Consider the following 16,766-nt stretch of genomic DNA (forward strand, 5'->3'; position numbering starts at 1 on the left):
TACCAACATCCTACCATTAGAAACGGATGAAGAGCAACAGAAAAATCATTAACATTTTTTAAACAACCATTCATTATCGTTCGCTTTTATTCAAATATCTAGTCTTTTCAAGACCTCTTAAAAAATGAAGCGTTTAAATACAGAACAATTTTATCCTCAACCTACTAGAAAGGCAGGCGACCACATTGAATATTCAAACGATTTTTGATCAGGAATGGGCAAGTGAATTTCAGCAGCGGCTTGCAGCAGACGGCCCCTGGGCGAACTGGGAAATGTACCGTTTAGCGACGCAGGTCCAAAAAGTCACAGCCATTGATTCATTTGAAGGACTGCAAGCTCCTGCCCATCTGCCTGCATTCACGCCTTTAAAACATCAGCTTGAAGTAGCCAGAAGAGTCGTAGAAGAGATGAACGGAAAAGCCATTTTAGCAGATGAAGTGGGACTTGGAAAAACCGTAGAAGCAGGACTTATTATCAAAGAATACATGATTCGTGGACTTGCCAAAAAAATTCTCATACTCGTCCCCGCCTCTCTCGTATCTCAATGGGTACAGGAGCTGCGGACGAAATTTTATATTGATGCTGTCGAACAAAAAAAGAGCTATGTGTGGGAGCAGTGTGACGTCGTGGTTTCCTCCATTGATACAGCCAAAAGGCAGCCGCATCGAGATACCATTTTATCCATTGCCTACGATATGGTCATTATCGATGAAGCACACAAACTGAAAAACAATAAAACGAAAAACTATGAATTTGTGAGAAATCTAAATAAGAAATTCTGCTTGCTGCTGACAGCGACGCCTATCCAAAACCGTATTGGAGAAATATTTAATCTTGTCTCCCTTCTGAAGCCAGGTCACCTAGGGAATGAACATCAGTTTAAAGATGTCTTTGCCAAAAAGGATTTACAGCTAGAAGACCATGATCGTTTAAAACAGCTTGTGAATAAAGTGATGATTCGTAACCGAAGGCAAGACACGGGCATTGAGTGGACAAAACGGCATGTCAAAACGATTTCCATTGATTTCTCTCCGACGGAACAAGCATTATATGATGAAATCTGCAAGCTGAAAGAGAACCCGTCCTATACTAAACATATGTTTTCCATCATGACCTTGGAACGAGAATGCTGTTCAAGCCGCGAGGCGGTCTATATGACAATTAAAAAAATGCAGGAAGATGAAAAACATATCCTTGGATCCTCTGCTATAGCGCAAATTATGGAGAAAATCAATCAAGTGCAGCAAAACACAAAGGCGCTTGAAGTCGTTAGGCTTATTCAACAGTTAAATGAAAAAGTCATTATTTTCACCGAATACCGCGCGACACAAATTTATTTACAATGGTTTCTTCAGCAAAATGGCATCAGCTCCGTTCCTTTTCGGGGCGGCTTTAAGCGGGGCAAAAAGGATTGGATGAAAGATTTATTTAGAGAACGGGCGCAAGTGTTAATTGCTACAGAAGCCGGCGGCGAAGGAATCAACCTTCAGTTTTGTAACCAAATCATCAACTACGATCTTCCGTGGAACCCGATGCGTTTAGAACAGCGGATTGGACGAATCCACCGCCTTGGACAAGAGCGAGATGTCCACATTTACAATATGGCAACTAACGGTACCGTTGAGGAACACATCTTAAAGCTTTTATATGAAAAAATTCAGCTGTTTGAAAACGTCATTGGCGATCTAGATGATATTTTAACGCGAATCGATATCAAAGATGCCGAATCAGAACTGCATCAGATTCTCTTTCAGCACGAATCAGACGGTGACATGAAAAAGAAATTAACTCAGTTTGCTTCCTATTTAACAGAAGCAAAAACACCGTTTTTAGAAAAAAGACAGCAAGGCTCATAAAGGAGAGTTGATCAATGAAGCAGCGTGACATACATACCTTTCTTCTCCGTTTCTTTCAGGCAAATCAATGCCACATACTAGAAGAAAGTGCTGGACATATGACCGTACAACTAACCATCGATATGGATAAATTGATTATGAACCGCCCTTTTTATTGGCACTGGCTTGAAAAAACTGGTGGTGTTCCGGAGCCGCGGCAATTGACCCTCATCACCGATCAAAAAAAAGTGGATGATACCATTGAGGGTGAATTTATCCACTTCGGCTCCCCTCGTTTATTTCAGATTTTTGAAGCCGTCAAGCAGCAGGGCCGATTTATCCGTCTCTATGAACGAGTCACCCCGCTCATGGCCAACCAGATCGCACTCGAGCCCTGGCTTGGTCTCAATGTGAAAATTTCTTATCTGGCAGATCGAAAGAAGGATAAGCTTTTATCACTAGGACTTCATCTAATACGCGGAGAAGTCGTTGAACAATTTCAAGAAAAGCTGGAAACCCGTGAGCTGTCATCTCAAATTCCCGATTACTGCTTTACGATGAGTACAATGATCAAGCCAGAAAGCGGCGTCAAACGGCTCTACAGTTTAATGGAGCATTACGCCCATGAGGAACCAGATGATTGGGCGGTAAGAGCTGTTCAAAAATGGAAAGAAGACACTGAACTTTTAAACCAATTTTATGAAGGGACTTCAGACACGTCTGTAGAATATGAAATAGAAAGACAAGCACTCAAAACTTTATACGAACCAAAAATCAGTCTAACGATTGAAAATGGCGGACTTTTTTACTTACAGCAAAAAAGAGGAGGTTGACCTATAGGTCCCCTCCCTTTCATGTGACGTACAATTTTCGATCAGCCAAAAGCAACGTTTGTCTGTTTGTATTGGGCGGAAAAATGACGCAAGCAAACTATGAGGTCTTACCACCTGTGTCTTTCCATTTCATGCGTTAAGTGCCTGAAATACATGATTCAGTATTTTAGGAGGGTATTTGTATGGAAAAGAAAACGAACATATTAGACAGTGAATGGGTTCAATTATTACTTGAAGCTCGTAAAGCAGGGCTAACAGTAGAAGAAGTCCGTCAATTCCTCAAATCAAGTGAAAAGTCCTCTGAGTCTCACCCTCTGGTAAGAAGTCATTCTATCAAACCTTTCTGAATGTGCTATAATATCGAAAGGAAGGTGATGACATTGATTGGCCAGCGTATTAAACAATACCGCAATGAAAAAGGCTACTCACTATCAGAACTGGCCGAAAAGGCTGGGGTAGCGAAGTCTTATTTAAGCTCAATAGAAAGAAACTTGCAAACAAACCCCTCCATTCAATTTCTTGAAAAAGTCTCCGCTGTTCTGGACGTCTCGGTTCATACACTGTTACACGAAAAAGATGAAACCGAATACGATGGTCAATTAGATAGTGAATGGGAAAAACTAGTTCGAGATGCAATGACATCAGGGGTTTCGAAAAAGCAATTTCGTGAATTTTTAGATTATCAAATCTGGAGAAAAAAGCAAGAAGAGGAGTAAAGCGCACATTTTAGCGCATACTCCTCCAATTGCTATGCAGAACTTGATATCAGTCTAAAGACTGACTTTATTTTTTATCTTCGCTGTGTGCTTTTTCGTTTTCTTTCACGTAGCCTTTTTCATCCGTATGCTTTTTGGGATTGATCGTTAAACCATTCCACTGAGTCGCTTCGAAGGAAAGATCAATTTGAATCGCATCGCCTTGGTATTTATTTTGGATATAGTGACCAGCTTTATCCTTCGTCTGGTCATTGACAAATTCAATGATCATTTCCATTTTATCGTAATCAAACGGGTTCTTTGGTATGCCGTCATACTCTGGAGCCACTGTTCCATCAACAGTTGCTACATTAATCTTCCCACTTTCATGTAAAAACTTCTCATCGACGGCATGACGAAGCTTTTCAAATGCAGTCTGATCCTGTTTTGCCGTTAGTTCATGCAAGTCAAGCAGGTTTGCAGCGTCTAAGATAATATTTTTCGGATAACCATTTCCACCTTCGGCTCCAACCGTCAGAACACTCACCTGAAACTGACTGAGAAATTCTTCAGCTGTATTCTTACCGCCATTTTTCGAGGAAGCTCCATCTTGAAACTGGCTGTAATCAAGACTCATCAGCACTTGATTGATCGCAAGAGATCCTTTATTTTCAAAATTAAATTCTTTCTTGATGCGATCACCAGGTTTTAAGTTTGAAAGGTTGATGGCGCCGGAGTTCTCTTTTGCAGATAAATCCAGCTCTCCTGTCGAGTAGACCGCATTTGCCGTTTCTACATCGTTAAACGCCGCCCATGTCCCCCCACCAATTAATGCCAGGCCTAAAGCCCCTGATAATACACCTAAACGAATTGATCTTTTCTTTGCCATGAATGAACCCCCTAATAAATTGTTTTATTGAAACCTAATTAGGTTACAAACGAAAATTTAAGCTTGTTCCTCTGACATCTGTAAATCGGCCGTGTGTCTTCGATGTTTTGCAGCGCCTACAAAATGAAGAGTCGAATAAACGAGCAGCATCACACCTGGTATAATGAGCAGCAACGCGGTTCCAGCCGAAGTCCCTGCATACGAAAGAAGCTTTCCTGCATATGGAATGGTCACACCCGTATACTGCGCAGCCACCTGATCCGCTTTTACTAGCGTGCCGTCCTGATACATATTGTGGTCACCTTTCGTCTCAAAGGCTTTATTTACTCCCTTTCCTTTCACCCCAACAATTCGGTGGGTCACATAAGACTGGTCCTGCTTCGTTTGAAATGTGATAATATCCCCTTTTTTAAGTGCCTCCGGTGAAGTCACTTCTTTTACGACAATGAGTGAGCCAGTCGAAAATTCTGGTTCCATTGAGCCAGATAATACTTGCTTGAATTGATAACCGAAAATTTGAGGATCTTCCCCTGTAGTTCTTGATGACAATACGACAATAATACATGCAATCATCACCGTGAACACCACCACATAAAGAATACTTCCAGACATCTTCATCCATTTTTTCATGACCTCTTCTCCCCTTCGCCTATCATTGTTTCATTTAGAAGACAGCTCCATTTAGGATGCCTTTTCTTGACACTTTGCGAGCTGCATATGTTTAGACCATATAAATGCTTCTCCAGATCCTTCAAAACCTTTAGGGTAATAGATTTTAAACACATAGATTCCATTCGTTTTTGCTTTATCTGTCGTGACAGTCGTTGTTTGTTGAGAAAGAAGGGACTGTATAGAGCCTTTTTCAAGAATATGACCATCTTGTAACGGCTTTTGCTCACTTTTCACTTTATGTAATTCCCATTTCCATTCAGAGTGTGCAATAGGTTGTCCACTATTTTTTAGTGTCATGCTCAAGCTTTGAGGCGCGCAGACTGTTCCTTTGATCATCGTTTGATCAATGAGCTCCAAATGACTTCTATCCCATTTGGAAGGCTGACAATGCTGGTCCGTCTGTTCAAAATTTTCGCATGTTTTCATGACAAAATTTGAGTGCTCAATATCGTTAAAAGAAGCGTTCGTTGTTGAGATCAAGAGTGACGTGAAAATCAAACAAATGGCACAAAAAAGTACAAAGAACGACTGTTTCATTCATTCTCCAACTCCTTGAACGATTGTTCTTTAATAAGAACGATTACATACAGTATAAGGAAATACCTATAAAACCCAAAACGTCAAATTAGTCCATTTTGTTCTTAAACAAGAATGATTACGAGAAAATTCTTCCATTTTCTCATTCTTTCGCCGTATTCAATATTTTTTTGTGTGACATTTGTACTTCTTAAAAATTTACATAAAAGTGCAGCATTTGGTCAGAATAATAGCAGGTGAGGTGATGTGAAGTGAAATATGGAAAGATGATAATCATGCTCAGTTTACTGTTGGGTCCTATGATACAAGACGCCAATCCTGCGGATGCGAGAGGTTTCACTGCCGCCGCAGATCAATGGGAAACGCGGGCAGTCAAAGAAGCAAAGAAACGATATCCGCTAACGCAAGTCTTATTCAAACAAAAAGTATGGGACCGTCATCGTGAGAAGGAATCTGTGAAACAGTATCATATTACGTTAAAAGACCACACCAAAGAATTTGGGGTATTTGTCACTATTTCTTATAACCCTTACTCAAACAAGGTCAATAAAGTGATTGTTGTGGAAGAATACAGCTAAAGGGGCATAAAAAAACCGCCTACTGGCGGCTTTTTACTTTTGTCGATGTCGCTTACGTTTTTTTAGCATCATTGAAAACCCAAACGGCAGAACCCCAAATAAACGCTGTGAAAATGGCGGTTTCGTTTCCATTCTCTCTTGTTTATGTTCTTTCCGTTCGTCACGTGGTGTATTCATATATTTAATGATTTCCTGTGTCATATATTTTACATAGTCATTGGTTTTCAAGCACATTCACCTCTTCTTTCTTCAAGTGTTACCAGGAAGAGGATCATTTTATACACTGGCTATTCACGGTTTGCCCATTTCATGATTTCACGGGTCTTCCAATTCAGCACGAGTTCCCGTTCATCTGATAAACCATCTTTTGTTTTCACCCTGACTAAAATGTGGATACGCTTTTTCTTTTGATCGCATGTTATCTTCTTTAATGTCACGCGGCCTTCTTCAGTGTGAATATGAGTTTGCTGCTTTTCACACAAACGATGGAATGTACGGGCAGCTTCACTCGCACCCACCCTGAAAAGCTGCTGTTTTTTATAAAACGAAATCGTCAGCTCTGTACTTCTCAGCTCTTTTTGAAACCCTATCGTCATCGCCCCTAGGATCAAGAGAAAAAATAGAATTGCAGCCAGTACATACGGATAGATAAATCCTCCTTCCCTTTTCACGATGTAGGAACCATCCCTTTATATATGAAAAAAACAGCTTCATACACCTTACCAGACTCATCTGTGACTTTAAGGATAGCTCTATGCTGATTTGTTCTCACGCGAAATTCTTTCACCTTTTGCAATAAAGGGAGATGGCCTGCTTGATCCATTCGCTTCCGAAGCATCTCTTGATATGGCTCAATCGTTACGACTCGCCCTTGATCAGATACATACTCTAACGCTTTACCTCCTTGCACCGATCGAACAGCCGTTGCTCGGCTTAATTCCTCATCTAATTGCAGAACAGTCTGTTTCCACTCCATTTGCGAAAATCGGTTAATCTCTTCAAAAGGACGGGCTTTCTCAGCTGTAGAAAAGATCAGTACACAGCCAAAAGAAAGGAACAAAAATAGCTGCAATTGCCATAAAGCCTGGACAAAGGTAAAACCTTGTTCACCGTTCAGCAACCTGATGAAAGCATATGGTCTGCTTTTTTTGTATGTTGTATGATACACATCCCTTCTCTTTACTCCAATTGAATACATATGTGATGTCGCCTCGCTTCTTTTTGACAGAAGATTTTGTACCCTCTATGAACGATTCATTCATCTGTTCATGCAAAATTTGATAAGCCTCAAGTTTGGCTCTTACTTCATTTTTCCCTATTATGATTTTTTCATAGGCCGGCATAAGCACAAGGGCTGCAAATAGGAAGATATGACAAGCAAACAGCGCTTCTATCGTACTAAACCCTCTATTGCTTTTGAACATGGATTCGCCCGCTTCCTAAATAGATCGTGAGCTTATACGTTTGACTGCCAAATTGAATGATGAGAGACCCGCCGCTGCTTGGATGTCCGTTTACATTAAAATAGATACCTTGTGGAAATGTAGAAGCCTGAATGCTTCCCTTTTGTTGCTGAAAAGAAGCAATGACTTCGCCATCCTTTTGATCGATTACTTGATACGATACATGTGGCGGATGGAATTCAACATATACACGTGTTTTTTTGACAAATGCAGTATTAGCAGCCAATTGAAAATCTTGTTTCATGATGTTCACTTGTTTTTTGGCTTCAGCGTCTTCTATTAAATTTGGGATTTTTACTCCTATGATCGACAATAGAATCGATAGAACCAGTAAGATCATTAGCTGTTCTATGAGGGTAAAACCCTTTTCATGAAAAATTAATTTATTCATGCTTCACATGGCCGTTTTGAATGACAATCGCTTTTCCATTAGGACACGTTAATCCCTTTTTAACATAGCCTTCTTTTTCTAATTCAGCTAAAGATGGTGTCTTGCCATCGTGCTCTAATTCATATGCCATCACCTGAGTGCTCACCATTGATTTAAGCCCTTCACAGCCCTTTGCTTGAATCGTTTGGTGGTGACGAGTAATATTCGGAATGGTAATAAGTAAAAGAATCGAAATCACAAGCATGACAATTAACATTTCTAACAGAGTAAATCCTTTATCATTCATGTCTTTGCCCTCCTCCTTACACTTGCTCCATCAGTTGATACATTGGTAAAAGAATAGATAAATACACAATGAGTATAAGAATTGCCGTCAGTCCATAGATAACCGGCTGCAGCCACGACATCCATTTTTCAATTTTCAGCTCTGCATTCTCTAATAGAAATTGACTGTACGTGTACATTTCTCTTGCAAGCATCCCGCTCGCTTCACCATGCTCGATGACGGCTGCAAAACGTTTTTCAAAAAAAGGAGACAGGCTCACTTGATGTGCCATTCTCTCTCCTTTTCTTAACTCTTTAATCATCTGTTCTGATATTTCTTGAAGAAAGGGTAAGTAGCTTTGCTGCTTAAAAGCTAGCAAGCTCTCGTACATCGATAATCCAGCCTGAAGCAGTCCGCTTAACTGTAGAGAGAAAAGGTACGTATGCATCAGCCGCATTCCTTTATATAAAAAAGGAAACCTGCTGATCACCCTCAGCTTCTCAAGGGTAGATTTTTTCCTAAAAAAGAAGGCATAGTATCCAGTCAGACAAATACACACACAGCCGATGAGGAGGAGAGATACATAAAGCAATTGAAAAATTCCAAACATACCTTGAATCAGCCATGACATTCGGGTATCCATCGAGGAGTACAAGAGAGAAAATTGAGGAATGATCATTTGCTGAACGAGTATGAGCACGATCAAAACCGTAAAGATGAGGAAAATTGGGTAACGTAATATGCGTTTAAACGTGTCTACCTGTTTAATTTTTTTCTCTAAAAACCGTGCGCTTTGTTCAAGTGCTTTTGCTAGACTTCCATGCTTTTCGGAGAAACTTAAAATAGCGATGACTTCCCGCTGAAAATGGAGTCTTTCTAGCACCACATAAAAAGGCTCCCCTTCGAGCAGCCACTGAATGCCCGGTGCTAATTGTTGCTGCTGCTTGTTCGACAACTGGATATTCAACATCGTTAATGCCTCAATCAATGTATATCCAGCCTGAATCAATTGAGCAAGTTTTGATAGACATTCCGCTTGATCCTTTTTAGACCATGCTTTAGAGGCTTGCTTCTTCATAAACCCAGCGATGATAGGTGTTTTTCGATAAATAGCCTAGTGCCACTCCTTTACGAATTAATCTTTGCAATGTTTCATATGACGAGTGAGCATATTCTCCTTTAGCCTCCTTGATACACTCACCAAGCTCCTTTCCGAACAGCAGTTCAAATACATTTGTTCGTCTGACCGGTCGATTTAATTTACAGTAAAGCTGGCATGTTTCTCCGCAAAAAGGACAGGTGAGCTCGATTAATCGCTGCGCAGCAATCGCCACCATCGTTTGTTCGAGTTCATTCATCGTGACACCAAATTCAAGCATACGATAAAGGGCTCCTTTTGCATTTTTCGCATGGAGTGTACTCATCACTAAATGGCCTGTCAGTGCTGCTCTAATTGCCGTTCGAGCCGTTTCAGCATCTCTTATTTCTCCTAGCACAATCATATCTGGATCATGTCTTAAAATAGCGCGTAATCCTGCCGCATATGTGATACCGGCTTTTTCATTTACTTGAACCTGCAGCACTTCTTCATTTCTCGTTTCCACAGGATCTTCAAGTGTAATAATATTTCTGTTGAAATTCTTTTTTGCAAACTGGATCAATGAATAAAGGGTTGTTGTTTTCCCTGAATTGGTTGGACCGGTAAATAAAATGAGCCCATGCGAATGATTCAAAAATGATAATAACCTGGTGGATGCTTTCGGAAATAGTGACAGATGTTTTATTTTTGGAACATGATCCTGCGGCAATATTCTAATCACTAAGCTCTCATCATTTACAGTTGGTAGGGTAGACATCCGAATAAACATCTGACCCCTTCTTAGCATCACAGCTAATGACCCATTTTGCGGTCTCCGTTTTTCTCCGATATCCATGGATGATAAAAATTTAAAATGAGCAATGAGCCGCTCGCCGCTTTTTTTATCAATGGTTCGCTGCTGAATTAAATCTGAGTCTACGCGGAAAGATACCGACGCTTTCTTTTCCTTTGGAACAATGTGCACATCAGATGCTCTCATGCGGCATGCTTCTTCTAGCAGCTCTTGTCCCAAGTATTCAATCCCATACAAATGGTCCACTCCCTTCTCTGACCATATTGTAAGTCAGAGGAACCAGTATGACAAAAGAGCAATTTATCATTTTAATGCCTAATCAATCGAAAAAATCATCAGCTTGCGATGGAAAACGTGGTTTTTAAAAAAAGTGCATATAAAAAAACCTGACTTTTACAAGTGCAGGTTTTTTAGTCATGTGGCTTCTTGCGGCTGTTCTTCAAAAATACGAAATCCTCTTTTTTCCAAGGCTTTTGCAAGGCTGTGTTCTGTATTTACTTTTGAGAAATCAATGCCGAGTTTCACAACGGTTTGAGCAATTTCTGGGCGGATGCCTGAAATAATCGTCTCAATGCCTAGAAGCTTCGCACTATCCACCACTTTAAACAGCTGATAAGCAACCATCGTATCAACGATCGGTACGCCTGATATATCAATAAACAAATGCGTTAGACGCAATCTTGAAGCCTGTTCTAGCACGGATTCCAAAATAATTTTGGCCCGGTACGTATCAATCTCCCCGATGAGCGGCAAAATTCCGATTTCCTTTGAAACTGGAATAACAGGAGCACTCAGTTCCTGAATCATCTCTCTTTGTGCATTGAGCTGACTCAGTGTCACGCGGTCGTATTCCTCTGATAAACGCTCGATCATATCATCAAACGTTGAATGAAAATGCTGATTCCACCCGCATACATCTTGGAGCGTCACTTCAAGCTCAGTTTCTAGTATGAATTTCTCGATTCTCGAACAGAAAATCTGACGAAATATCTTAAATTGTCCAATGATTTCATATAAAGGCACTTCGTGAACGGCTCGATCACGTGCGATATCAACAGACCACTTTTTCAAATGATTTTCTACTTTGTCTGACAGCGTCACAAGCGTTGCTGCAATGGTTTGAATAAACGCTGTGTTCTGTTCCTTCAACTTCATTTCCGTTTCCTCTGAAGCATGTTTGGAATATAATGAGCCTTCTTCTGTTCTTGTTTTCAGCCATTCTTCGGTCATGACGGGGGCTTCTTTTAGGATAAATTCATATAATTGCTTAGATTTTTCATTTTTCATTTACTTCTTCCGCTCCTTTTTCACTTAAAACTCGTGACATACAACTTTTATGTATAAATGACCGCAGATGGTGAAGAATATCATTACACGTTTGATATTGGGCTATAGCCAAGTGGTAAGGCAATGGACTTTGACTCCGTGATCGTTGGTTCGAACCCAGCTAGCCCAGTTCAGCACAAAAACGAAGACGGCTGAAGCATGTTTCAGCTGATCTTCGTTTTTATTAGGAAACTGATTGATGTATCGCTTTCTTTTTTGATAATTTCATGAGTTCGCCTGGATTATAGCCTACTACTAATTTATTTCCATCAATGATAATTGGTCTTCGGAGCAGTTTTGGTTTTTCAATAAGAAGCTGAAGAACCTCGTTTACTTTTAAATCATTAATATTTAAATTTAAGCTTTTAAAAGCCTGACTTCGTGTGGCTAAAATTTCATCCATTCCTTCTGTTGTTAAGGAAAGGATCTTTTTTAATTCTTCTAGTGTTGGCGTTTCTCTGAAAAGGTGACGCTCTTTAAAATCAATTTGATTCGCCTTTAACCAATGTTTTGTTTTGCGGCAAGACGTGCAGCTCGGGTATGAATAAAAAGTAATGTCACTCATTAGTCTTCCTCCTTAGGTCGTTAACCTTTTCTCTTATGGAGTAAGTACCCTCATGTATTTCAGCATAAACACGTTTTGATCACTTTTTCAAAAAAATTTTTCTCCTCGTAAAATAAATGTTCACACGTTGTCAAAAATGTAAATGTTTACATAACAAGTGGTGATCAGCTATAATATGAATCAAAGGGGTTTTTTTAAGGGGAGGGAAAGAAATGAATCGCATGTTCCGCGTGCTTGGCTTTTGGACGGGTATTTTTGCTGTCATGTTCTATTTAGGGCATATGAAAGATGCATCGTTGCTGTTCTTCGGTCAAACCGTTCTTTTTGTATTTTTATCCTACTTGAATTTATCCGAAAGAATGTATATTTACATTTTCGGAGCGTACTTGACGATTTTCTTTGCCGGATTTACATATTATTCGATTTTCATCATGGTTCCCGGTACCGGACATTAATTGAAAAAAAGCATCGCTATAAAAAGAGATGCTCAGATTGTTGACAAAGGGCTAAAATGATTTTATTTTAGCCCTTTGTCTTCTTTTCAGCGTGATAGAAAACCTTTGAAGTCTAGGAAGGACGAGCATCGGAGCGGAGCGAATTTGACATTCGTGAGCACCGGAGCGCAGACCTGACAACGAATGCGAGGGTTTGTCTACACGCTGAGCATCTCTATAAAAAGAGATGCTTTTTTTCATACGTTTAAAGAGAAAAGCCATTGATAAATGGATTTTGTTCCTGCTCCGTAAGTACAGTGGTTTCTCCGCCATGTCCACTTAAAACAAGAGTTGATTCTGGTAAAGACAATAATTTGTTATGAATTGATTGAAGCAGCACTTCTTGACTGCCCCCTACTAAATCTGTTCTCCCGATGCCGCCTTCAAATAGCGTGTCACCAGAAATCACAAATCCTTCTTCCGCCGAATAGTAAGACACACTGCCTGGTGAATGCCCAGGAGTGTGGAACATCTCTAATGTAAACGATCCAATTTGAAGAGTTCCTTCTGACGTAATTAATTTTTCAGCTTCTTTGACCGTAATTCCATTTCCAATCAATCGAGCTGAACCGTTTAATTCAGCGTTCGTGAGCCATTCTTTTTCATTCTCGTGTACATAGAGTGGCACTCCCCACTCTGCGCGCACTTCATCTGCGGCACCGATATGATCAAAATGAGCATGTGTCAGTAAGACCGCAAGCGGTGTGAGCTGTTTTTCTTTTACATAGGAAATTAGCTTTTGTGCTTCACCGCCTGGATCAAAGATTAAACATTCTCCGTGCTCATTTTTCCAAATATACGCATTCGCTTGTACATAGCCTAGTGGCATTCTTCTCCAATTCATTTTCATCACCTACTTTATTCATTCTTTTTTATTATGAAGGCTACACAATAAAAATTCAAACAATCGTCAACTGGAATCTACTCGACAAGCTTTATGAAAACGGTTAAAATGAAAAGAAAGGAAATCAAGGGGATTGATGACAAAGGGGGACTTTCACATGATGCTCGTCATTATTTTTGGTCTAGTCACGATTTTAGCTGCACTCGGGATCTATCGCTCACTTAAAAAAGTGAACGTACTTGCCATCGCTTTTGCTGGCGCGACATTTTTGGTTTTTGGCTGGTTTACTGTCATGACCATCATCTATAGCGGTTATCCAACTGCACATTAAAAAGCCTGCATTTAGCAGGCTTTCGGATTGTTGACAAAGGGCTAAAATGATCTTTATTTTAGCCCTTTGTCTTTTTTTCAGCGTGATAGAAAACCTTTGCAGCCCTAGGAAGGACGAGTACCGGAGCGGAGCGAATTTGATATTCGTGAGCACCGGCACGCAGGACTGACACCGAATGCGAGGGTTTGTCTACACGCTGAAAGCCTGCATTTAGCAGGCTTTTTTTATTGATTCAAGTGCTTATTCACGCTTTCTATTTTACTTGTAAGCGTTGTGGTTTGATCCCGCCTGTCATCAATGCGGATATTGGTCGCTACGCGGTGCAGTCCCTTTTCAAAAGGTGCTTCATGAATGTGCTGAATGACTTCAAATAAAACGGATAATTCACCTTCAATTAATGTATTCATTGGTGTTAGTTGATAATTAATTTTCCCTTCTTTTTGAAAGCCTTCTAAAATTCTTTGTACATCTGCTACATAAGCACTGACACTTGGTGTTTCCGTACCTATTGGAATGATAGTGACATCTGCTATGGCCATGTTTATTGCCCCTTTCCACTCAAATCCTCATGTTTTCTCGTCCTCATTGTAACCTATTCGCAATCCATCATGCCATGCTCACGTTGCATTTAAAGAAGGTTTGTCCCGTTCTATCGTCAAATCCGCCCTCTCTACCTTCCCAATTTTTGTGAATAGCAGCAGGCATATCCCTGATACAGCTTCAATGATGCCTCCAGCCGCAATGACATATCCGGAACCAAATAATGTCGCCATATAGCCGCCAATGAGAGCGCCTAACGGGATCATGAAGAAGGAGATCATATTGATAATTGCATACACTTGCGGCTGATCCTCTGCTTTTACTGACAATTGAATCATTGTATGTTCAGGCACGTTGACTGCACTGATGGCGGCACCTAATGCAAAAGCTGATATAAACACAAGTGGTAAAAATGCGTTCATACCTGTGATGAAAAACGAGATTCCATCAACAATCCCGGCACCTATAAACAGCAGCCCATACCGGTTCACTTTTACCTTTGTCAAAACAAACCCCATCAAGAATGCACCTAGTGCCGTTGTGACTTTAATAAATGAATAGATCACGGGTCCACTATGTAAATCCTCTGTTAAATAAATAACAGACAATGCTTCCCATGGTGCGGCAGCAAAGTTTGAGCAGACACAAAAAATCGCCAATGGGAACAAAATATGATGCCTTCTCACAAGTGAAAATCCCCGAATCAATCTTTTGCCGTATGATACCCCTTTTTTGGCTTTATCAATGATGATTTCTGTTTCATATGTAATGATTAATACAAGTAAAGCGGACAAGAGATAAAGAGGAATAATCACAAGCATTGTATATCCTACCCCTACAAACGCAATCATGACACCACAAACTGTGACCGTCACAAGCCTGACTACATGACTTGCTGATTGAATAGTTGCATTCGCTTTTTGTATGAGGTCCTCATGGACAAGCTTTGGAATAATTGATACAGACGCCGGTTCGTAGGAGCCACCAGTTGCCGAATGAAGCAGCATACACCCAATAACAAGTGCTAATGGCGTGAAACCATAAAAGTAACTGACCACAATCACAAGAATTATCGCTCCTCTTGTTAAATCAGCAAAACACATCCAAAATTTCAATTGATGCGGCTTCATCATTGGGGTAATTAGTGGCCCAACAATGGCTTGCGGAACAAAGCTGACCGCAATAAAAAAGGCTGTTCCAATTGCCCCTTTTCCGCCTAGTACTAAAAGCCACAAGATGGTGTTGAAAGATAAACTATCAGCTGTTATTTTGCACATTTTAGACATAAATAAGTAAGTGAAATTCCTTTTCCACAGGCTTTGAGCACTCAATGATCGACATCTCCCTAAAACATATCCTTTTTTTTACATCCATACCTTTCACAATAGCTCACAATTCAGCCTTCGTCAATTGCCCTAACATTATTTTTATTGACAATAAGAAATTGCTTCATGTTCAAATGTAAAAAGCACCTGACAGGTGCTTTTTAACACTTACATGCTTCCCATAACAACCGCTTTGTTTTCTCATAGATCGTGTCAAATTGATTCATGGAAAGAGGATTTTTTCCTAGGCCAAGCTCGACTGTATACCCCTCATTGTGACATTGATAAATAAACCAATCGCGATAGCCTGCATAGCTGTCAAGATATTGAATCGGTTTATAGCCGCTTACTTGTTCGAATCGTTTGACCGTTTCTTTTGAGATGGCTGGTTCATGACCAAGAAACCCCCAGTATATCTCTTCTCCTTGTGTATGGAGAGCAACAAGCCTGTCAAAGCGTTTTCGTAACGCTAGATTTGCCATCGCTTTCGCTTCTGGTTCTGTTAGCGGCTGATACCCAGGAAAACCTCGATTGGACGGAGCCTTAGTCTCATGACGGTAGTATTCGATCTCCCAATAAGCAGGAAATTGATTGTTCAAATCCACCCCTCGTATATTTGCTTTCCACTCCTGATAGTCAGCATATCCATCATGTAGCGGTGTGAATTCTTCACTGCTCAGACCAAGTGACTCTGGTCCATTTCGTACGAGGTCCACACCATCTGGATTCACCAATGGTACGATAGAGAGAGCTGTGGTTCGCAGAATATGAACGGCTTCATGATGCCTTGCTTGCACCGGGTCAGATGCAGCCAAACACAGCGATTTCAGCCATTTTATTAAAACAGACGTCGTGATCCATTCATTTGCATGAAAAGAGGCATTCAAATGAATAGAATGTAAATGCTGAACAGGCTCTGTTCGGATTTCATAAATAGGTGTATCAAGCACTGAATGACCTATGATGCTCATTTGAAGAAAAGGAAATGCGGCTTTCAAGTAGCTCAGCTCTTCTTCTAATTGAGCACTATCATATTCAAAGGTTCCATTGATCCAATCATCGGATTGCTGCAGCCTGTAAGGCGCAATAAATTTCTGCAGCTCACCTATGGAAGAAAATGAATGGATGCCTTCCGGAAGTCGGTATCCCGGTAAAAGGAGGTACTCATTGCTGATTTGATTGGATAAATGGAAAGCTGCATTCCCTATCCCTAACTGCTTTGCTACATGATCCTTCTCCTCTCCATCTAGGTGCCATTCAATTTTCCCAAACGACGTTGTCTTCATTTACA

General features: G+C 40.4%; 24 protein-coding genes and 1 tRNA gene. 8 read left to right on the top strand and 17 right to left on the bottom strand.

The features are described from left to right. Positions 1–185: 185 nt before the first annotated feature. The 4 genes from MHB83_RS16100 to sinR all read left to right on the top strand — a co-directional run bounded on the left by MHB83_RS16100 (position 186) and on the right by sinR (position 3,384). The gene (locus MHB83_RS16100; RefSeq protein WP_342496472.1) at positions 186–1,856 is read left to right on the top strand and encodes an SNF2-related protein; all 1,671 of its coding nucleotides are present in this window, start codon (positions 186–188) and stop codon (positions 1,854–1,856) included. A gap of 14 nt (positions 1,857–1,870) precedes the next feature. Further along, positions 1,871–2,668, top strand: coding sequence for a YqhG family protein (locus MHB83_RS16105; RefSeq protein WP_342496473.1), 798 nt, complete (start codon positions 1,871–1,873; stop codon positions 2,666–2,668). A gap of 182 nt (positions 2,669–2,850) precedes the next feature. Further along, positions 2,851–3,015, top strand: a complete 165-nt coding sequence (locus tag MHB83_RS16110; protein ID WP_003217357.1) for an anti-repressor SinI family protein — start codon at positions 2,851–2,853, stop codon at positions 3,013–3,015. 33 nt (positions 3,016–3,048) lie between these two features. Next, positions 3,049–3,384: a transcriptional regulator SinR gene (sinR, locus tag MHB83_RS16115; RefSeq protein WP_012010555.1), complete on the top strand. Its 336-nt coding sequence runs from the start codon at positions 3,049–3,051 to the stop codon at positions 3,382–3,384. Positions 3,385–3,451: 67 nt separating this feature from the next. Here the strand turns inward: sinR and MHB83_RS16120 are convergent, their stop codons facing one another. The 3 genes from MHB83_RS16120 to tapA are packed head-to-tail and all read right to left on the bottom strand — an operon-like array spanning position 3,452 to position 5,461. Next, on the bottom strand, positions 3,452–4,252 hold the full coding sequence (locus MHB83_RS16120; protein WP_003217403.1) for a TasA family protein: 801 nt from the start codon (positions 4,250–4,252) through the stop codon (positions 3,452–3,454). Positions 4,253–4,309: 57 nt separating this feature from the next. Beyond that, a complete protein-coding gene (locus MHB83_RS16125; protein ID WP_342496474.1) occupies positions 4,310–4,882 on the bottom strand; it encodes a signal peptidase I in 573 nt (190 codons plus the stop codon). A 51-nt stretch (positions 4,883–4,933) separates the two neighbouring features. Then, entirely contained in the window at positions 4,934–5,461 is a 528-nt protein-coding gene (gene tapA, locus MHB83_RS16130; RefSeq protein ID WP_137054980.1) for an amyloid fiber anchoring/assembly protein TapA, read from the bottom strand. 299 nt (positions 5,462–5,760) lie between these two features. Between tapA and MHB83_RS16135 the strand changes: the two genes are divergently transcribed. Continuing rightward, entirely contained in the window at positions 5,761–6,039 is a 279-nt protein-coding gene (locus tag MHB83_RS16135; protein ID WP_003217457.1) for a DUF3889 domain-containing protein, read from the top strand. A 33-nt stretch (positions 6,040–6,072) separates the two neighbouring features. Here the strand turns inward: MHB83_RS16135 and MHB83_RS16140 are convergent, their stop codons facing one another. The 9 genes from MHB83_RS16140 to MHB83_RS16180 all read right to left on the bottom strand — a co-directional run bounded on the left by MHB83_RS16140 (position 6,073) and on the right by MHB83_RS16180 (position 11,337). Beyond that, positions 6,073–6,267, bottom strand: a complete 195-nt coding sequence (locus MHB83_RS16140) for a YqzE family protein (RefSeq protein WP_034620826.1) — start codon at positions 6,265–6,267, stop codon at positions 6,073–6,075. Positions 6,268–6,326: 59 nt separating this feature from the next. After that, positions 6,327–6,710 (bottom strand): competence type IV pilus minor pilin ComGG, encoded by a 384-nt coding sequence (gene comGG, locus MHB83_RS16145; RefSeq protein ID WP_137054979.1) that lies wholly within the window; start codon positions 6,708–6,710, stop codon positions 6,327–6,329. Continuing rightward, entirely contained in the window at positions 6,707–7,207 is a 501-nt protein-coding gene (gene comGF, locus MHB83_RS16150; RefSeq protein ID WP_137054978.1) for a competence type IV pilus minor pilin ComGF, read from the bottom strand. Before comGF ends, comGG begins: the two co-directional genes overlap by 4 nt. After that, positions 7,146–7,463 carry a competence type IV pilus minor pilin ComGE gene (gene comGE / locus MHB83_RS16155; RefSeq protein ID WP_003217390.1) on the bottom strand — a complete coding sequence of 106 codons (318 nt, stop codon included), beginning with the start codon at positions 7,461–7,463 and terminating at the stop codon, positions 7,146–7,148. The genes comGF and comGE overlap by 62 nt, the downstream gene beginning before the upstream one ends. Next, positions 7,447–7,893: a competence type IV pilus minor pilin ComGD gene (comGD, locus tag MHB83_RS16160; RefSeq protein ID WP_003217424.1), complete on the bottom strand. Its 447-nt coding sequence runs from the start codon at positions 7,891–7,893 to the stop codon at positions 7,447–7,449. The genes comGE and comGD overlap by 17 nt, the downstream gene beginning before the upstream one ends. Further along, positions 7,886–8,179 carry a competence type IV pilus major pilin ComGC gene (comGC, locus tag MHB83_RS16165; protein WP_003217322.1) on the bottom strand — a complete coding sequence of 98 codons (294 nt, stop codon included), beginning with the start codon at positions 8,177–8,179 and terminating at the stop codon, positions 7,886–7,888. Before comGC ends, comGD begins: the two co-directional genes overlap by 8 nt. 16 nt (positions 8,180–8,195) lie before the next feature. Further along, positions 8,196–9,236, bottom strand: coding sequence for a competence type IV pilus assembly protein ComGB (comGB, locus tag MHB83_RS16170; protein WP_137054977.1), 1,041 nt, complete (start codon positions 9,234–9,236; stop codon positions 8,196–8,198). Further along, entirely contained in the window at positions 9,217–10,287 is a 1,071-nt protein-coding gene (gene comGA, locus MHB83_RS16175; RefSeq protein WP_342496475.1) for a competence type IV pilus ATPase ComGA, read from the bottom strand. Before comGA ends, comGB begins: the two co-directional genes overlap by 20 nt. Before the next feature lie 177 nt (positions 10,288–10,464). Next, entirely contained in the window at positions 10,465–11,337 is an 873-nt protein-coding gene (locus MHB83_RS16180; protein WP_003217438.1) for an STAS domain-containing protein, read from the bottom strand. Between the two features lie 98 nt (positions 11,338–11,435). Between MHB83_RS16180 and MHB83_RS16185 the strand changes: the two genes are divergently transcribed. Further along, positions 11,436–11,506: transfer RNA gene (locus tag MHB83_RS16185), tRNA-Gln, on the top strand. A 54-nt stretch (positions 11,507–11,560) separates the two neighbouring features. Here the strand turns inward: MHB83_RS16185 and MHB83_RS16190 are convergent. Further along, the gene (locus MHB83_RS16190) at positions 11,561–11,941 is read right to left on the bottom strand and encodes a Spx/MgsR family RNA polymerase-binding regulatory protein (protein WP_003217382.1); all 381 of its coding nucleotides are present in this window, start codon (positions 11,939–11,941) and stop codon (positions 11,561–11,563) included. A gap of 212 nt (positions 11,942–12,153) precedes the next feature. On the opposite strand from MHB83_RS16190, the gene MHB83_RS16195 reads away from it, so the two are divergent. Then, complete coding sequence (locus MHB83_RS16195) at positions 12,154–12,396, top strand: DUF2626 domain-containing protein (protein WP_003217440.1); 243 nt, start codon at positions 12,154–12,156, stop codon at positions 12,394–12,396. A gap of 244 nt (positions 12,397–12,640) precedes the next feature. Here the strand turns inward: MHB83_RS16195 and MHB83_RS16200 are convergent, their stop codons facing one another. Then, complete coding sequence (locus MHB83_RS16200) at positions 12,641–13,279, bottom strand: MBL fold metallo-hydrolase (protein WP_003217463.1); 639 nt, start codon at positions 13,277–13,279, stop codon at positions 12,641–12,643. A gap of 157 nt (positions 13,280–13,436) precedes the next feature. Here MHB83_RS16200 and MHB83_RS16205 point away from each other — a divergent pair, with 157 nt between their 5' ends. Beyond that, the gene (locus MHB83_RS16205; protein ID WP_003217333.1) at positions 13,437–13,610 is read left to right on the top strand and encodes a DUF2759 domain-containing protein; all 174 of its coding nucleotides are present in this window, start codon (positions 13,437–13,439) and stop codon (positions 13,608–13,610) included. Positions 13,611–13,834: 224 nt separating this feature from the next. Here MHB83_RS16205 and MHB83_RS16210 read toward each other — a convergent pair whose 3' ends face one another. The 3 genes from MHB83_RS16210 to MHB83_RS16220 all read right to left on the bottom strand — a co-directional run bounded on the left by MHB83_RS16210 (position 13,835) and on the right by MHB83_RS16220 (position 16,761). Beyond that, positions 13,835–14,149, bottom strand: a complete 315-nt coding sequence (locus MHB83_RS16210; protein ID WP_003217504.1) for an MTH1187 family thiamine-binding protein — start codon at positions 14,147–14,149, stop codon at positions 13,835–13,837. Positions 14,150–14,227: 78 nt separating this feature from the next. Then, the gene (locus tag MHB83_RS16215; RefSeq protein ID WP_003217413.1) at positions 14,228–15,481 is read right to left on the bottom strand and encodes an MFS transporter; all 1,254 of its coding nucleotides are present in this window, start codon (positions 15,479–15,481) and stop codon (positions 14,228–14,230) included. A gap of 155 nt (positions 15,482–15,636) precedes the next feature. Then, complete coding sequence (locus MHB83_RS16220) at positions 15,637–16,761, bottom strand: M14 family metallocarboxypeptidase (RefSeq protein ID WP_253622430.1); 1,125 nt, start codon at positions 16,759–16,761, stop codon at positions 15,637–15,639. Positions 16,762–16,766 lie beyond the last annotated feature (5 nt).

Source organism: Bacillus sp. FSL K6-3149, assembly GCF_038630515.1.
Classification (GTDB): Bacteria; Bacillota; Bacilli; order Bacillales; family Bacillaceae; genus Bacillus; species Bacillus pumilus.

Bases quoted from the DNA above. Each gene is read 5' to 3' on its own strand.
- tapA (WP_137054980.1), bottom strand. From the start codon at position 5,461: ATGAAACAGTCGTTCTTTGTACTTTTTTGTGCCATTTGTTTGATTTTC.
- MHB83_RS16220 (WP_253622430.1), bottom strand. From the start codon at position 16,761: ATGAAGACAACGTCGTTTGGGAAAATTGAATGGCACCTAGATGGAGAG.
- MHB83_RS16190 (WP_003217382.1), bottom strand. From the start codon at position 11,941: ATGAGTGACATTACTTTTTATTCATACCCGAGCTGCACGTCTTGCCGC.
- comGD (WP_003217424.1), bottom strand. From the start codon at position 7,893: ATGAATAAATTAATTTTTCATGAAAAGGGTTTTACCCTCATAGAACAG.
- comGB (WP_137054977.1), bottom strand. From the start codon at position 9,236: ATGAAGAAGCAAGCCTCTAAAGCATGGTCTAAAAAGGATCAAGCGGAA.
- MHB83_RS16105 (WP_342496473.1), top strand. From the start codon at position 1,871: ATGAAGCAGCGTGACATACATACCTTTCTTCTCCGTTTCTTTCAGGCA.
- MHB83_RS16195 (WP_003217440.1), top strand. From the start codon at position 12,154: ATGAATCGCATGTTCCGCGTGCTTGGCTTTTGGACGGGTATTTTTGCT.
- MHB83_RS16125 (WP_342496474.1), bottom strand. From the start codon at position 4,882: ATGAAAAAATGGATGAAGATGTCTGGAAGTATTCTTTATGTGGTGGTG.
- MHB83_RS16110 (WP_003217357.1), top strand. From the start codon at position 2,851: ATGGAAAAGAAAACGAACATATTAGACAGTGAATGGGTTCAATTATTA.
- MHB83_RS16120 (WP_003217403.1), bottom strand. From the start codon at position 4,252: ATGGCAAAGAAAAGATCAATTCGTTTAGGTGTATTATCAGGGGCTTTA.
- MHB83_RS16205 (WP_003217333.1), top strand. From the start codon at position 13,437: ATGATGCTCGTCATTATTTTTGGTCTAGTCACGATTTTAGCTGCACTC.
- MHB83_RS16180 (WP_003217438.1), bottom strand. From the start codon at position 11,337: ATGAAAAATGAAAAATCTAAGCAATTATATGAATTTATCCTAAAAGAA.
- comGC (WP_003217322.1), bottom strand. From the start codon at position 8,179: ATGAATGATAAAGGATTTACTCTGTTAGAAATGTTAATTGTCATGCTT.
- MHB83_RS16135 (WP_003217457.1), top strand. From the start codon at position 5,761: ATGATACAAGACGCCAATCCTGCGGATGCGAGAGGTTTCACTGCCGCC.
- MHB83_RS16210 (WP_003217504.1), bottom strand. From the start codon at position 14,149: ATGGCCATAGCAGATGTCACTATCATTCCAATAGGTACGGAAACACCA.
- MHB83_RS16200 (WP_003217463.1), bottom strand. From the start codon at position 13,279: ATGAATTGGAGAAGAATGCCACTAGGCTATGTACAAGCGAATGCGTAT.
- comGE (WP_003217390.1), bottom strand. From the start codon at position 7,463: ATGTTCAAAAGCAATAGAGGGTTTAGTACGATAGAAGCGCTGTTTGCT.